Annotated in this window: 13 protein-coding genes; 10 read left to right on the forward strand and 3 right to left on the reverse strand. The window is 71.6% G+C overall.

The genetic code is table 11. The features are described 5' to 3' along the window. The first annotated feature begins 238 nt into the window (after nt 1-238). The 4 genes from BKK80_RS21410 to BKK80_RS21425 all read left to right on the forward strand — a co-directional run bounded on the left by BKK80_RS21410 (nt 239) and on the right by BKK80_RS21425 (nt 4,135). Nucleotides 239-1,186 (forward strand): hydroxymethylglutaryl-CoA lyase, encoded by a 948-nt coding sequence (locus BKK80_RS21410; RefSeq protein ID WP_071071127.1) that lies wholly within the window; start codon nt 239-241, stop codon nt 1,184-1,186. Nucleotides 1,187-1,305: 119 nt separating this feature from the next. Next, the gene (locus BKK80_RS21415) at nt 1,306-2,403 is read left to right on the forward strand and encodes a CaiB/BaiF CoA transferase family protein (protein WP_071073178.1); all 1,098 of its coding nucleotides are present in this window, start codon (nt 1,306-1,308) and stop codon (nt 2,401-2,403) included. A gap of 81 nt (nt 2,404-2,484) precedes the next feature. Next, complete coding sequence (locus BKK80_RS21420; protein WP_071017215.1) at nt 2,485-3,507, forward strand: tripartite tricarboxylate transporter substrate binding protein; 1,023 nt, start codon at nt 2,485-2,487, stop codon at nt 3,505-3,507. A gap of 103 nt (nt 3,508-3,610) precedes the next feature. Next, entirely contained in the window at nt 3,611-4,135 is a 525-nt protein-coding gene (locus tag BKK80_RS21425; RefSeq protein ID WP_071017213.1) for a gamma carbonic anhydrase family protein, read from the forward strand. 55 nt (nt 4,136-4,190) lie between these two features. Here the strand turns inward: BKK80_RS21425 and BKK80_RS21430 are convergent, their stop codons facing one another. Continuing rightward, nucleotides 4,191-4,925 (reverse strand): GntR family transcriptional regulator, encoded by a 735-nt coding sequence (locus BKK80_RS21430; protein WP_071017212.1) that lies wholly within the window; start codon nt 4,923-4,925, stop codon nt 4,191-4,193. Between the two features lie 129 nt (nt 4,926-5,054). On the opposite strand from BKK80_RS21430, the gene BKK80_RS21435 reads away from it, so the two are divergent. From BKK80_RS21435 to BKK80_RS21450, 4 genes are all read left to right on the forward strand, one after another. Then, entirely contained in the window at nt 5,055-6,428 is a 1,374-nt protein-coding gene (locus tag BKK80_RS21435; protein ID WP_071071133.1) for a class-II fumarase/aspartase family protein, read from the forward strand. Nucleotides 6,429-6,457: 29 nt separating this feature from the next. Further along, nucleotides 6,458-7,858: a cation:dicarboxylate symporter family transporter gene (locus BKK80_RS21440; protein WP_071071140.1), complete on the forward strand. Its 1,401-nt coding sequence runs from the start codon at nt 6,458-6,460 to the stop codon at nt 7,856-7,858. Nucleotides 7,859-7,960: 102 nt separating this feature from the next. Next, nucleotides 7,961-8,989, forward strand: coding sequence for a tripartite tricarboxylate transporter substrate-binding protein (locus tag BKK80_RS21445; protein ID WP_071071142.1), 1,029 nt, complete (start codon nt 7,961-7,963; stop codon nt 8,987-8,989). Nucleotides 8,990-8,994: 5 nt separating this feature from the next. Next, nucleotides 8,995-10,410 carry a class II fumarate hydratase gene (locus tag BKK80_RS21450; protein ID WP_071017204.1) on the forward strand — a complete coding sequence of 472 codons (1,416 nt, stop codon included), beginning with the start codon at nt 8,995-8,997 and terminating at the stop codon, nt 10,408-10,410. 58 nt (nt 10,411-10,468) lie between these two features. On the opposite strand, the gene BKK80_RS21455 is transcribed toward BKK80_RS21450, so the two are convergent. Continuing rightward, on the reverse strand, nt 10,469-11,239 hold the full coding sequence (locus BKK80_RS21455) for an SDR family NAD(P)-dependent oxidoreductase (protein WP_071071143.1): 771 nt from the start codon (nt 11,237-11,239) through the stop codon (nt 10,469-10,471). A 203-nt stretch (nt 11,240-11,442) separates the two neighbouring features. Here BKK80_RS21455 and BKK80_RS21460 point away from each other — a divergent pair, with 203 nt between their 5' ends. After that, complete coding sequence (locus BKK80_RS21460; protein ID WP_084545678.1) at nt 11,443-12,783, forward strand: citrate synthase family protein; 1,341 nt, start codon at nt 11,443-11,445, stop codon at nt 12,781-12,783. 236 nt (nt 12,784-13,019) lie between these two features. Here BKK80_RS21460 and BKK80_RS21465 read toward each other — a convergent pair whose 3' ends face one another. Continuing rightward, on the reverse strand, nt 13,020-14,042 hold the full coding sequence (locus tag BKK80_RS21465; protein WP_232346452.1) for an AraC family transcriptional regulator: 1,023 nt from the start codon (nt 14,040-14,042) through the stop codon (nt 13,020-13,022). A 140-nt stretch (nt 14,043-14,182) separates the two neighbouring features. Between BKK80_RS21465 and BKK80_RS21470 the strand changes: the two genes are divergently transcribed. After that, on the forward strand, nt 14,183-15,784 hold the full coding sequence (locus tag BKK80_RS21470) for a long-chain-fatty-acid--CoA ligase (protein WP_071071146.1): 1,602 nt from the start codon (nt 14,183-14,185) through the stop codon (nt 15,782-15,784). Nucleotides 15,785-15,799: the final 15 nt, after the last annotated feature.

Consider the following 15,799-nt stretch of genomic DNA (forward strand, 5'->3'; position numbering starts at 1 on the left):
GGTTCCGGTCGGGAAGGCACGGGCCGGCAGCGGGCCGGGAGGATGCCGACCCGGCAACGTTACCGCCAGCCGAGGCCGCGGCGCAAGGCTTTCCATTTCGGAAAGTTATCGTGCGCAAATCATCGCTTCTCCAGGACAGCGGAAGGCCATAGAGTGAATCCCGTCGCTTCCCGCCGGGAAGCCCTCCCCACCGATTCCCGCTTCCCCGATTCCCGTTCCCCGTTCCCCGTTCTCCGCCATGACCTCTACCTACCCCCGCCGCGCCGTGATCCGCGAGGTCGGCCTGCGCGACGGCCTGCAGAGCCTGCAGGCGATCCTGCCGACCGCGCACAAGAAGACCTGGATCGCCGCCGCGCACGCCGCCGGCCAGCGCGAGATCGAGGTCGGCTCCTTCGTGCCGGCACGCCTGCTGCCGCAGCTCGCCGACACCGCCGAGCTGGTGGCCTTCGCGCGTACCCTGCCGGGCCTGTCGGTCTCGGTGCTGGTGCCGAACCTGCGCGGCGCGCAGGACGCCATCGCCAGCGGCGCCGACCTGATGGTGGTGCCGCTCTCCGCCAGCCACGCCCACAGCCTGGCCAACCTGCGCAAGACCCCGGACGAGGTGGTCGCGGAGGTGGCCCGCATGCGCGCGGCGCGCGACGCGGCCGGTGCGCGCACGCTGATCGAGGGCGGGGTCGGCACCGCCTTCGGCTGCACCATCCAGGGCGCGGTCGATGCCGGCGAAGTGCTGCGCCTGATGCAGGCGCTGCTCGATGCCGGCGCCGACCGCGTCAGCCTTGCCGACACCGTCGGCTATGCCGACCCCGCCATGGTCGGCGCGCTGTTCGAACGGGCCCTCGCCATCGCCGGCGAGCGCCTGTGGTGCGGCCACTTCCACGACACGCGCGGGCTCGGGCTGGCCAATGTGCTGGCGGCACTGCAATGCGGCGTGACACGTTTCGACGCCTGCCTGGCCGGCATCGGCGGCTGCCCGCACGCGCCCGGCGCGAGCGGCAACGTCGCCAGCGAGGACCTGGCCTACATGCTGGGCAGCATGGGCATCGACACCGGCCTCGACATCGGCCGCCTGCTGTCCCTGCGTGCCGAGGTGGCCGGGTGGCTGCAGGGCGAGACGCTGCATGGCACGCTGGCGCGCGCCGGCCTGCCCAGGACCTTTGCCGCGGCGCCCGCGCGCGCGGCGGCCTGAGGGGAGACGCAATGGCCATCGACGAGCACGAAGACACCCTGGCGGCCGCTCGCGCCGGCAGGCCAGATGAGGCCGGCGCGCTGCCGCTCGCCGGCCTCCGCGTGGTGGAGTTCTCCCATATGGTGATGGGCCCCACCTGCGGCATGATCCTGGCCGACCTCGGCGCCGAGGTGATCAAGGTCGAGCCGCCCGGCGGCGACAAGACGCGCCGGCTGCCCGGCCTGGGCATCGGTTTCTTCCGCGCCTTCAACCGCAACAAGAAGAGCGTGGTGCTGGACATCACCACCGCCGCCGGACAGGCTGCCGCGATCGAGCTCGCCGGCCAGTGCGACGTGCTGCTGGAAAACTTCCGCCCGGGCCTGATGCAGGAGTTCGGCCTCGGCTACGAGGCGCTGTCGGCCCGCTTTCCCCGCCTCGTCTACGCCTCGCACAAAGGCTTCCTGCCGGGGCCGTACGAGAAGCGGCTGGCGCTCGACGAAGTGGTGCAGATGATGGCGGGCCTGTCCTACATGACGGGCCCGCCGGGACGCCCGCTGCGTGCCGGCGCCTCGGTCAACGACATCATGGGCGGCATGTTCGGCGCCATCGGCGTGCTGGCCGCGCTGCGCGAGCGCGAGCGTACCGGCCGCGGGCAGGAGATCCAGAGCGCGCTGTTCGAGAACTGCGTGTTCCTGGCCGCCCAGCACATGCAGCAGTTCGCCATGACGGGCGAGATCCCGCCGCCGATGCCGGCGCGCGTCTCGGCCTGGAGCGTGTACGACGTCTTCACGCTGGCCGGCGGCGAGCAGCTCTTCATCGGCGCGGTCAGCGACAAGCAGTTCATCACCTTGTGCAAGGTGCTGGGCCACCCGGAGCTGGCCACCCGCCCCGAGTACGCCGACAACGCCGCGCGCGTGGCCGTGCGCCCGCAACTGCTGGAAGCGCTGGGCGCCATCCTGCGGCACCACCGCGCCGAAGACCTGGCCCCCCGGCTGGAAGCGGCCGGGGTGCCCTACGCGCCGATCATGCGCCCGGACCAGTTGCTGGACGACCCCCACCTGGTGGGCAGCGGCGGGCTGGTGCCGATGCCGATGGACGACGGCAGCGTCGCCCCCACGGTGCTGCTGCCGCTGCTGATGGGCGGGCGCCGCCCTGGCGTGCGCCGCCCCTTGCCGAAGGCCGGCGAACACAACGCCGAACTCTTTCCCGGGCACGCCGAGGCGTGCGGCGGCAGCTGAGCGCGCGGCGCCCCGTCATCGAGCGCGCAGACAAGGCCACGACAGAGCCAGGACAAGACAAAACCCAGACCGGAGACAACCATGCACCAGCCCGACCCGCGTGCCCCCGCGCACGCCGACTCCCCCGCCCGGCCCGCCCGCCGCACCCTGCTGAAGCTGGCGGCGCTCGCCGCCGCCGCGGCCTGCCTGCCACCGGCGCCGGCCCTGGCCCAGGGCGGCAGGCCGCTCAGGCTGATCCTGCCGATCAGCGCCGGCTCGGGCGTGGACGTCATCGCGCGCGCCGCCGCCCCCGCGCTGGGCAAGGCGCTCGGGCAGCCGGTGGTGATCGAGAACCTGCCGGGCGCGGGCGGCATCACCGGCGCGGCGGCGGTGGTCAAGGCGCAGCCGGACGGCAACACGCTCGGCCTGGTGTCGAACAACCACGTCATCAATCCGAGCGTGTACCGCGCGATGCCCTTCGATGCCGTCAAGGACGTCACCGCCATCAGCGTGATCGGCGCCACGCCGCTGGTGCTGGTGGTCAATCCCAAGGTGCCGGCGAAGAACGTCAAGGAACTGGTGGCGCTGCTCAAGGCGAAGCCCGATGCCTACAACCTGGCCTCGTCCGGCAATGGCACCATCCTCCACCTGGCCGGCGAGATGTTCCTGGGCGAGGCGGGCGTCAAGGCCCACCACGTGCCCTACAAGGGCACCGGGCCGATGATCACCGACCTGCTGGGCGGCCAGGTCGAGATGGGCGTGGTGGCGCTGAACGCGGTGCTGCCCTACCTGAAGGCCGGCACGCTGCGCGCCATCGGCCTGTGCGGCCACGCCCGCTCGCCGGCGGCGCCGGACCTGCCGACCATCGCCGAACAGGGTTTGCCGCGCTACGACGTCGAGGGCTGGTTCGCCGTGATCGGCCCGCCCGGGATGAAGCCGGCCGACGTCCAGCGCATCCACGACGCCTTCGCCGCCGCCTTCACCAGCCCCGAGGTCGCCGACGCCATGAAGCGGCTCGCCACCGTGGTCGAGCCCGGCACGCCGGCTGCCGCGGCGAGCTTCTTCCGCGCCGAGGCCGAGCGCTATGCGCGCCTGGTCAAGGCCAGCCACGTGGTCGTCGAATAGACGGGCCGCACGACCCGCCGCGCTTCCCACATCCCGCAGCCCGCAACCCGCAACCCGCAACCCGCAACCCGCAACCCACAACCCGCAGCCCACACTACCCGACATGCCTCTCTACCGACTGGGCGGGCACGCGCCCGCCATCGCCGCCTCCGCCTACGTCGCCGCCGAGGCCACCGTGATCGGCCGCGCCGAACTGGCCGCGCAGGCCAGTGTCTGGCCCGGCGCGGTGATCCGCGCCGACAACGAAACCATCTGCCTGGGCGCTGGCAGCAATGTGCAGGAAGGCGCGGTGCTGCACACCGACCCCGGCTGTCCGCTGGACATCGGCGCGGGCGTCACCATCGGCCACCAGGCGATGCTGCACGGCTGCACGGTGGGCGATGGCAGCCTGGTCGGCATCCAGGCGGTGATCCTGAACCGCGCGGTGATCGGCGCCGAGTCGCTGGTCGCCGCCGGCGCGCTGGTGACGGAAGGCAAGGCCTTTCCGCCGCGCTCGCTGATCCTGGGCTCGCCGGCCAAGGCGGTGCGCACGCTCAGCGACGAGGAGGTGGCGAACCTGCGCGCCAATGCCGAGGACTATGTGCGGCGGGCGCAGGCCTACCGCACGGAGCTGGAGCGGATCGGCTGAGCTCCCGCACGCCGGTGTCCGGAGCCAACGGATGCCAGGCCCAGGCCACTAGCCGCTAGCCTGCCGAGCGCTTCAAGCGCATCGAGACCGAGAAGCTCTCGGCCGGATGCACGGTGACCGAGACCTCGAAGGTCTCGCCGGCCGCATCCATGTAGCGGCGCACGATCTTCAGCACGGCGGCGCCCGGTTCCAGTTGCAGGGCCTGCGCGATGCGCGCATCGGCCAGCGTCGAGGCGCGCACGTCCTGCTGGATCTCCGCGATCTGGCGCGCGTAGCGCGACTCGATCAGAGCGCTGACCAGCTTGTCCGGCGAGCGCCGGACCTCCTCGCCGATTTCCTCGTAGGCGGGATCGATGTAGACATCGGTCCAGGCCATCGGCGCCGTCCGCGCGCCTTCGCGCAGGCGCACGCTGGCAATGCGCAGCCAGGGCGTGCCCTCGGCGCAGCCGATCTCGCGCGCGGCTTCCCCCGCCACCGCCACCGTCTCCACCGCCTGCACCACGCGCAGGTGCTCCGCGCCGAACTGCACCAGGTCGTCCACCGAGGCGAGCGTGGGGCGGAACACGGCCTTCGGCCGCGTCGCCTCGACGCGTGTTCCCACGTTCTTGCGGCGCGACACCAGCCCCAGTTCCTGCAGTTCCTGCAGCACCGCGCGGATGGTGTAGCGGCTGGCCTGGAACTGCTCGCACAGCTCGAATTCCGTCGGCAGCAGCGTGCCCACCGGGAGGCGTCCCGTGGTGATCCCGTCCAGCAGTTGCCGGGTGATGTCCGCCGAATTGCTTTTGCTCATCTGTGTTGTCTACGTCACCAAAAGATGCGGGCGGGTTAACCCCCATGGCGCCGATATGTTCGAACATATTTAATGTCGAATATGTTCGAACATATTAGCGAACCCGTCCCGACCCTACAAGGTAGCACCATGTCCACCTACTCCATTCCCGCCGCCAGCACCGTCATCGACTCGGCACTGTTCCGTGACGCCTTCGGCACCCAGGCGATGCGCCAGATCTTCTCCGACGGCGCGCTGGTGCAGCGCTACATCGACGTCGAGGTCGCGCTGGCCAAGGCCGAGGCGCGCGTCGGCGTGATTCCCGCCGAGGCCGCCGCCGTCATCGCCAGTGAAGCCCGCATCGAGCGCCTCGACTTCGAGCACATGCGCGAGGAGACCGACATCGTCGGCTACCCGATCCTGCCGCTGGTGCACCAGCTCGTGGCCATGTGCGGCGAGGCGGGCCGCTACGTGCACTGGGGCGCCACCACGCAGGACATCATGGATACGGCGGTGGCGCTGCAGGTGCGCGACGCGCTCGACAGCATCGACGCCGACATCCGCGCACTGCGCGGCATTCTCGCCGGCCTGGCGCTGCGCCACCGCGATACGCCGATGGCGGGCCGCACCCACCTGCAGCAGGCGCTGCCCGTGACCTTCGGCTACAAGGCGGCGATCTGGCTGGCCATGTTCGACCGCCACCAGCAGCGCCTGGCCGAACTGCGCCCGCGCGTGGCGGTGGTCGAATTCGCCGGCGCCGCCGGCACGCTGGCCTCGCTGGGCGAGGCTGGCTTCGCGGTTCAGCGTGCGCTGGCCGAGGAACTCGGCCTGGGCGTGCCCGCCACCACCTGGCACGTGGCGCGCGACGGCTTCGCCGAGGCGGTCAACCTGCTCGCGCTGGTGACCGGTTCGCTCGGCAAGATCGCGCTCGACATCATGATCATGGCCTCGACCGAGTTCGCCGAGGTGTATGAACCCTTCGTCAAGGGGCGCGGCGCCAGCAGCACCATGCCGCAGAAGCGCAACCCGATCTCCAGCGAGCTGATGCTGGCTGCGTCCAAGGCCGTGCGGCAGCACGCCGGGCTGATGGTCGATGCGATGGTGCAGGACTTCGAGCGCGCCACCGGGCCCTGGCACGCCGAGTGGATCGCCATCCCCGAGAGCTTCGTGCTGACCGCGGGGGCCCTGCACCAGGCCAGGTTCGCGCTCGGCGGCCTGATCGTCGACGCGGCCCGCATGAAGCACAACCTCGGCCTCTCCAACGGCCTGATCGTGGCCGAGGCCGTGATGATGGGCATGGCGCCCCACATCGGCCGCCAGCAGGCGCACGACGTGGTCTACGACGCCTGCCGCACCGTCAATGAAAGCGGCGGCACGCTGGCCGACGCGCTCAGCGCCCTGCCCGAGGTGACGCGCCACTTCGACCGCGCCGCCATCGAGCGCCTGGTCGACCCGGCCAACTACCTGGGCCTGGCGCCGCAGATGGTCGACCGCGCGCTTGCCTTGTCGCGCCAGGTGGCTTGAGGTTCCGGGGTCAGGTGGAGGAAGACATCATGCACAACACACCCATCCAGGCGCCCGCTGCGGCGCCGGCGCGGCCGCTGCCGTGGTACCGCAGGCTCGGCATGCAGGTGCTGGTCGCGCTGGCGTTCGGCATCGCGGTCGGCTTCGCCTTGCCCGCCTTCGCCGCCAAGCTCAAGCTGCTCGGCGACATGTTCCTGTCCCTGATCAAGGCCGGTGTGGCGCCGCTGGTGTTCCTCACCATCGTGCACGGCATCGCCTCGGCCGGCGACGTGAAGAGCGCGGGGCGGGTCGGCTGGCGCTCCATCGTCTACTTCGAGGTGATCTCCACCCTCGCGCTGATGGCCGGCATGCTGGCCGGCAACCTGCTGCAGACCGGCAAGGGCATGAGCCACGTGGCCGCGGGCGCCGCGCCGGCCGCCGCCAAGGCGGCGCCGCAGGGCTTCCTCGAGTTCATGATGCACATCGTGCCGGACAACTTCGTCGGCGCCTTCGCCAAGGGCGAGCTGCTGCAGGTGGTGGTGCTGGCGGTGATGGTGGGCATCGGCATCCTCGCCATCCCGGAAGCGCGCCGCGAGAAGATCAATGCCGGGCTGGACACCATCTCCGAGGTGCTGTTCTCCTTCATCAACCTCGTCATGAAGCTGGCGCCGATCGGCACCTTCGGCGCGGTGGCGTACTCGGTCGGCAGCAACGGCTCGGCGGTGCTGGTGGCGCTGGCGCAGTTCGTGCTGAGCTTCTACGCCGTGGTGGCGCTCTTCATCGCCGTGGTGCTGGGCCTGATCGCGCGGCTGGCCGGCTTCAGCCTGTGGCGCTTCCTGCGGTTCATCAAGGAGGAGGTGCTGATCGTGCTGGGCACGGCCTCTTCGGAAAGCGCGCTGCCGCGCCTGCTGATCAAGCTGCAGCGCCTCGGCTGCGCCAGGCAGACCGTCGGCCTGGTGCTGCCCACCGGCTACGCCTTCAATCTCGATGGCACCTCCATCTTCATGGCCATGGGCGTGATGTTCATTTCCCATGCCTACGGCGTGCCGCTGACGCTGGACCACCAGCTCGGCATCCTCGTGCTGATGCTGCTGACCTCCAAGGGCGCGGCCACGGTGTCGGGCGGCTCCTTCGTCGTGTTCGCCGCCACCGTCACCTCGACCGGCCTGCTGCCGGTGGAGGGCCTGGCAGTCATCTTCGGCGTCTACCGCTTCCTGTCGATGGCCATCGCCACCTGCAACACCATCGGCAACAGCGTGGCCACGGTTGTCGTCGCCAAGTGGTCGGGCACCTTCGATGCCGAGGCCGCCAGGCGGCAGCTGTATCCCGAGCGCTACCCCGAGGCCGTGGCCGACGCGGTGCTCGACGGCGGCATGCTGCCGGCGGGCACCGCGCAGGGCGCCGGCCGCCAGGACAGCGGCGTGCCGCTGCAGAAAGCGCGGGCGCTTTGAGCCGGGGGCGGCGCTGCCGCCCGCATGAAGCGACGCGCACGCAATCCGCGGCAATCCGCTGCGGCAGAACCAGAAACCGATACAAGACAGAGGAGACACCGGATGCAATCCCTTCCATCCCATGCAGGCCGCGCGCAGCGCGCCTCCGCCCGCCTCGGCGCGGTGGCGGCCGGCGCCGCCTTCGCCGTGCTCGCGGCCATCGCCGGCACGGCCCAGGCCCAGGCCTACCCCGCCAAGCCGATCACCTGGATCGTGCCCTTCGCCGCCGGCGGTCCCACCGATGCGCTTGCGCGCAGCATCGCCGAGCGCGTCGCGCGCGAAGTGGGGCAGTCCATCGTCATCGACAACTCGCCCGGCGCGGGCGGCACGGTCGGCGCGGCCAAGGCGGCGCGCGCGCCGGCCGACGGCTATACCCAGCTGGTCGGCCACATGGGCTATATGGGCGCGGCGCCCGCGCTGTACAAGAAGTTGCCGTACGACCCGGTCAAGGACTTCGCCGCGGTGTTCCGCTTCCCGGACACGCCGATGGTGCTGATGGTGCGCAAGGACCATCCCGCCAAGGACGTGCGCGCCCTGGTCGACTATGGCAGGGCGCACCCCGGCAAGCTCTTCCTCAGCAATGCCGGCATGGGCTCCACCTCGCACCTGGTCGCGGCCATGTTCGCGTCGGCGGCGGGCATGAAGGTGGCGCTGGTGCCGTACAAGGGCGCCGGCCCGGCCCTGATCGACGTGATCGGGGCACAGGTCGACGGCATGTTCGACCAGACCAACACCGCATTGCCGCAGATCGCCGAGTCCAAGGTGCGCGCGCTGGCCGTCACCTCGGCGGTGCGCGTGCCGCAGCTCAAGGATGTGCCCACGCTGGCGGAAACCGTGCTGCCCGGCTTCGAGGCCGGCACCTGGTACGGGCTCTACGCGCCGCGGGGCACGCCGCCGGCAGCGCTGGAACGCCTGCAGCAGGCCTACCTGAAAGTGATGGCGGACAAGGCCTTCAGCGCCCGGCTGTCGGCGCAGGCGATCCAGTTGCTGCCGCCCGAGCAGTACACCGGCAGCGCGCTGGCGCGGCACACCGAGGCCGAGGTCGCGCGCTGGAAGACGGTGGCGGCCAAGGCCGGCATCTCGCTGGACTGAGCGCCATGGCCACCCATCGTATCGAGCACGACGCATTCGGTCCGGTCGAGATCCCGGCAGACAAGTACTGGGGCGCGCAGACGCAGCGTGCGCTCGGCGTCTTCGCGGTCGGCGAGGAGCGCCTGCCGGCCTGCCTGATCCATGCATTCGGCCTGCACAAGATGGCTGCCGCCGCCGCCAACCTGCGCTGCGGCGTGCTGGAAGCGCGGCTGGGCGAGGCGATCCTGCGCGCCGCGGACGAACTGCGCGGCGGCGCGCTCGATGCCCACTTCCCGCTGACCGTCTGGCAGACCGGCTCCGGCACGCAGACCAATATGAATGCCAACGAGGTCATCGCCAACCGTGCCAACGCAACGCTCGGCCAGCCGCTCGGCAGCAAGGCGCCGGTGCATCCGAACGACCACGTCAATGCCTCGCAGTCGTCCAACGACAGCTTCCCGAGCGTGATGCACATCACGGCCGCGCTTGAAGTGCGGGACCGCCTGCAGCCGGCACTGGCGCAACTGCGCGACAGCCTGCGCGAGCGCGCCGACGCCTTCGCCGGGGTGCTCAAGCTCGCCCGCACCCACCTGATGGATGCCGTCCCGACCACCCTGGGCCAGGCTTTCGAGGGTTTTTCCGCGCAGGTGGCCAATGCCGTGGCGCGCCTGGACGATGCCATGCCGCGCCTGCTGGTGCTGCCGCAGGGCGGCACCGCCGCGGGAACCGGGCTCAACGCGCCGGCGGGCTTCGCCGAAGCGTTCTGCGAGGAAGCCGGCCGGCTCGCCGGCCTCGCCTTCCGTCCCAATCCCTGCAAGGTCGAGGGCATGGCCGCGCATGACGCGCTGCTCGAGCTCTCCGGTGTCCTCAACGTGATCGCGGCCGCCTTCACCAAGATCGCCAATGACCTGCGCTGGATGGGCTCGGGGCCGCACTGCGGCCTCGGCGAGCTGCTGCTGCCGGACGACGGCCTGACCTCGTCGATCATGCCGGGCAAGCGCAACCCGACCATCGCCGAGGTCATGGTGCAGGCGGCGATGCAGGTGGCCGGCAACCACGTCACGGTGACCATGGCGGGCGCCTCGGGCAGCTTCGAACTGAACGTGGCCAAGCCGGTGCTCGTCTACAACGTCCTGCAGTCGATCCGCCTGCTCGCCGACAGCGCGCGCATGGCCGCCGCGCGCCTGGTGCCCGGCCTGCGCCCGGTCGAGGCACGGCTGGCGCGGCAGCTGGAGAGCCCGCTGCTGGCGGTCACCGCGCTGAACCCGGTGCTCGGCTACGATCGCGCGGCCGCGATCGTGCGCCATGCCATGGCGCGGGGGATCGCGCCGCGCGAGGCGGCGGTCGAGCTGGGGCTGTTGACGGCGCAGGCGTATGACCGCCTGGTGGACCCGCGCCGCATGGCGCGGGGCGGCGACCCCGGACCGGTGCCCGGCCGTTAGTCCACTGCGTCATTCGAGAGGCACCGCCGCCCGGGGGCGCCTTCTCTGACGCAATGGACTAGCGCCCCCGCTCGGCGCCGCCGTTGACCTGCACGATCTGCGCGGTGACGTGCGCCGCGCCGGGCGAGGCGAGCCAGCCGATGGTGGCGGCGATGTCCTGCGGCGTGCCGGCGCGCAGGGTCATGGCCTCGGCGGCCTTGCTGTCGCGCTGCGCCGGCGACAGGGCGCTGCCGAAGAACCCGGTGTCCTGCACATAGCCCGGAGCGATCACGTTGACCGTGATGCCGCGCGGGCCGAGGGCCTTGGCGAGGTCCTGGCTGTAGGGGTGCAGGGCGGCCTTCGCCGCGCCGTAGCAGCCTTGTCCCGAGCCGCGGTAGGCGGCGATCGAGCTGAGGAACAGGATGCGGCCGCCCGGCGCGCGCAGCTGGTCGGCGAGTGCCTCGGTCAGCAGCACGGCGGACAGGGTGTTGAGGCGGAAGTTGTCCGTCCAGCGGCGCGCCACGCCGGCCAGGCCATCGGCATAGGTCTCGGCGGGCACCTGGCGCAGCACATGCCTGCCCGCCGCGTTGACGATCACGTCGATGGCGTCGAAGCGCGCGCGCAGGACGTCGCGCACGCGTTCGACCTGGTCCGGCGCGGCCAGGTCGGCCTGCAGCGCGATCACCGGCGGTGCCTGGGGAAAGCGGCCGCCGATGGCCTGCGCGGCCTGTTCGAGCAGCGCGCCGCGTCGTCCGAGGATGACGACCTGGTCGCCCTGTTGCGCGAAATGTTCCGCTGCCGCGCGGCCGATGCCCGTGCCGCCGCCGCTGATGATCACCACTTGGGTCATCGACTTGCTCCGTTCGTTGCGTGCCTGAAGTACAGTGCTATGCCGCGCCGTCCGCGGCGCGCTGCTGCGTGCGCCTGCCGCGTCCGGCGTGCCGGCAACGATCGTCCGCGGCGCCCGCGGCGTCAAGCTTGATACTGCCGATCAACCTGTCCGTTCCTTTCCGTTCCCTTCCGTTCTCTTCCCTTCCCAGCCAAGGCCATCCCATGCCGACCTACCTGACTTCCGCCGAGGCCGCCGCGCGGCTCGGGGTCTCGCGCCAGTCGCTCTACGCCTACGTCAGCCGTGGCCTGCTGCGCGCGCGGGAAGCGGAGCGCGCGCGCGAGCGCCGCTATCTCGCCGCCGATGTGGAGCGCCTGGCGCAGCAGCGTGCGCGCGGCCGCAAGCCGGGGGAGGTCGCCAAGGCAACGCTCGACTGGGGGCTGCCCGTGCTCGAGTCCGGCATCACCCTGGTCGAGCACGGGCGCCTGTTCTATCGCGGCACCAGCGCCACCGAGCTGGCCGCCGCCGCCACGCTCGAAGACGTGGCGGCCCAGTTGTGGCAGTGCGATGCCGCGGCTGCATTCGGCGCGCGCGCCCCGGCGCGCTCCCGCACGCTGGCGGGTCTGCAGCGGCACTACCGCGGCCAGCGCGCGGAGGCCAGCCTGCTGCCGCTGTTCGCGGTGGCCAGCGAGGACAGCGCCACCGCCGCGCAGCAGCCCTGCGCGGCGGACCTGGTGCGGGGGTGTGCCGACCTCCTGCGTCTGCTGGCCGCCTGCCTGCTGGGCACGCGGCCCGATGTGGCACCGCTCCATCTCCAGTGCGCACGGGCGTGGGGCGTGGACGCCGCCGGCGCGGAACTGATCCGCATGGCCCTGGTACTGTGCGCGGACCACGAACTCAATGCCTCGAGCTTCACGGCCCGCTGTATCGCCTCGACCGGCGCCAGCCTGCGCGCGGGCGTGATCGGCGGCCTCGCCGCGCTGAGCGGCGACCGCCATGGCGCCACCACCGCGCGCGGCGAGATCTTGTGGGATGAACTGGGTGTCGAGCGGGGCAGGAACGCGATCGAGCGCCGCATGCGCGAACGCCTGGCCCGGGGCGGCGACCTGCCGGGATTCGGCCATCACCTGTATCCCGATGGCGACGTGCGCGCAGCCGCGCTGCTGTCCCGCGTCCTGCCCAGGCACCGCCGCTGGCAGCAGCTGGCCGCCCTCGCCAGCGCGCTGACCGGCCAGCAGCCATCGATCGACTTCGCCCTGGTCGCCGTGCGCAGGCATCTGCGCCTGCCCGTCGGCGCCGCCTTCGGCCTGTTCGCGCTGGGGCGGGCCGTCGGCTGGATCGCCCATGGGCTGGAGCAGCGCACGCAGCCGGGCCTGATCCGGCCGCGCGCGGCCTATGTGGGGGTGCGGCCGGTGGGGGGCGGACTACCAGGCGGACTACCAGGCGGGCCGCAAGTCGGATCCGCCGCCGCGCCCGGGCGCGAGTACCGCGCCGGCAAGCGCGTCGCGCCCCGGGGCGAGCGGCTGGTGGCGGAGGCGATCGCCCCGTCGTCCGGCCGCCGGTGAGCGTTGCCGCCGAGTCAGCCGCGCTTGGTGCAGGGCGAATGCCCCCCGCGCAGGCGGGCGGTCGCTCCCCTCTCTCACTCGCGGGAGAGGGGCGGGGGGAGGGCGGGCGCCCGCAGCCGTGCCGCCTCTCCGCTTGCCAGCGCCGCCCGCAAGGCTCCGGCCTTGCAACGCTTCGCCCCCGCCTCGCCCGGCTGCTCGACGGACCGGGTTTCTCGACGAATGGAAGACTCGGGACACTAAGCGTCCGTCGTCCCGCCGCGCCGGCGATACGCTCCCGGCGCGCTGCCGGTCCAGCCCTTGAAGGCGCGCTGGAAGGCCGCGCTGTCGGTGAAGCCGAGTTCCTGCGCCAGTTCGGCCAGCGGCACCGCGCTGGTATTGAGGCGCTCGATCGCCAGGTCGCGCCGCAGCGCATCCTTCAATGACTGGAAGGACGCGCCTTCGAGCGCCAGCCGCCGCTGCAGCGTGGCGGTCGACATGTGCAGCGCGCCGGCGGTCTCGGCGAGGTCCGGCCAGGCCGGCCGCGCGCCCTGCAGATGCGTGCGCACGCGTGCGCTGACGAGGTCGTTGCCGCTGCGCGGCACGATGATGTTGGCCTGCGCATGGGCCAGGAAGTGGCGCAGCGCGGCCTCGTCGCGCCGTATCGGAGCCTGCAGCCATGCCGCGTCGAACCAGAAGGTGGTCAGCTCGCGGCCGAACTCCAGGTCGGAGGGAAAGATCTTGCCGTAGCTGGCCGCGTGCGGCGGATTGTCGAAGGCGAAATCGAAGCGCGCGATCGGCAGGCGGCCGCCCGCCAGCCAGGCCAGCAGGCGCCAGAACACGCGCACCAGCATCTCGTGGAGGAACACCGGACGGCCCGTGGCCGCTTCGTGGAAGCGCAGCGCGAGTCCGGCGAGGGCGCCGTCGCGCCGGTGTTCCAGCGTGACATCGTCCTGCAGCAGGGAAAAGGTGCGGGCCACGCGCCGGATGGCGGTGTCGAGGTCGCGCGCGTTCAGCGCGGCGCGCGCGACCAGCGCGAAGCTGCCCGGCTTCAGCGGGCGCGCGAGAAAGCCCAGGCACTCGTCCTCGCGCTGCTCGATCAGCACGCGGAACAGCGCCACGTACTGCGTGGCCGTCACGCGGGCGGCCGGGTGCGTCAGCGGCGCGCGCGCGATGCCGGCATCGTGGAGAAAGCCGTCGATGGGTTCGCCGCGCGCCTGCACGCCGGCGAGCATGCCGTGCACCAGGGCGACGGGCACGGTCACGGGGGCTTTGGACGTCACGGGCGGCGGTGCCATGGATTGAGGTGTTCTGCCATCGGAACGATGCGGTTTGCAATGGCCGGCTCGGGCCAGCGTTTCTAACATGGGTGGCATCGATAACGCAATCGACCCGCAATCATGCGGGCGGGACGGAGACCAGCATGTACCTGACCCAAGGGCTGCATCGTGCGGTGCAGCAGAAACCTGACCACATCGCTGTGCGCTGCGGCCGGCGCCAGCGCACCTTCCGCCAGCTGGCGGAACGCGTGGCGCGCCTGGCCGGCGCGCTGCAGGCCCTCGGCATGCGCGAGGGCGACCGCGTGGCCATGCTGGCGCTGAACTCCGACCGCTACGTGGAGTACCAGATGGCCGTGCCCTGGGGCGGCGGGGTGATGAACCCGTGCAATACGCGCTGGTCCGCCGCGGAGATCCTCTATGCCCTGAACGACTCGGGCTCGACCATCCTGCTGGTGGACGAGAACTTCCGCGCGCTGGTCGAGCAGGTGCGCGGCGAGGCCACCACCTTGCGCGAAGTGATCTACTGCGATGACGGCGGCGATGGTGACGGCGGCAGTCACGGCGCGCCCGGCACGCGCGCCGTGCCGCCCGGCATGCACGGCTACGAGGCCCTGCTGGCCGCCACCGCCCCGGTGCCCGATGCCATGCGGCGCGGCGAGGACCTGGCGGGCATCTTCTACACCGGCGGCACCACCGGTTTTCCGAAGGGGGTCATGCTCAGCCACGCCAACCTGTGCAGCTCCGGCCTGGCGCTGCACGCCGAGGGCCTGGCGACGCGCGGCGGCACCTATCTGCATGCCGCGCCGATGTTCCACCTGGCCGACATGGGCCTGGCCATGCCGCACTGGATCGAGGGCAATACCCATGCGGTGGTTCCCGCCTTCTCCGTCGAAGGGGTGCTGGAGACGCTGGAGCGCGACCGCGTCACGCACGTGCTGCTGGTGCCGACCATGATCCAGATGCTGGTCGACCATCCGGCCATGCGCCAGCCGCGCGACCTGGGCGCGCTGCGCACCATCGCTTATGGCGCCTCGCCGATCGCGGAAGCGGTGCTGGAACGCGCGATGGCGGCCCTGCCCGGCGTGGAGTTCGTGCAGGCCTACGGCATGACCGAGCTGTCGCCGCTGGCGACCATCCTGCCGCCGCTTTACCACAGCGCACAAGGCCGCGGCCTCGGCAAGCTGCGCTCCGCCGGACGCGCCAGTTATTGCACCGAGGTGCGCATCGTCGACCCGCTGGGGCGGGAAGCGCCGCGCGGCTGCGTGGGCGAGGTCGTCGCGCGCGGACCGAACGTGATGCAGGGCTACTGGAACAAGCCGGAACAGAGCGCGGAGGCGCTGCGCGATGGCTGGATGCATACCGGCGACGGCGGCTACATGGACGAAGACGGCTTCATCTTCATCGTCGACCGCATGAAGGACATGATCATCAGCGGCGGCGAGAACGTCTATTCGGCCGAGGTCGAGAACGCGCTGGCCCAGCATGGCGCGGTGGCGTCCTGCGCCGTGATCGGCATCCCCAGCGCGGAATGGGGCGAGGCCGTGCATGCCGTGGTGGTGCGCAGGCCCGGCGCCGACGTTGCGGCCGAGGCGCTGATCGCCCACTGCAAGACGCTGATCGCCGGCTACAAATGTCCGCGCAGCGTCCAGTTCCGCGATGCCATGCCCCTCTCGGGGGCCGGCAAGATCCTCAAGACCGAGCTGCGCAAGCCCTATTGGGAAGCGCTGGCGCGCCAGGTCGGTTAGTCCTCCCACGAACCA

The organism is Cupriavidus malaysiensis (genome assembly GCF_001854325.1).
GTDB lineage: Bacteria > Pseudomonadota > Gammaproteobacteria > Burkholderiales > Burkholderiaceae > Cupriavidus > Cupriavidus malaysiensis.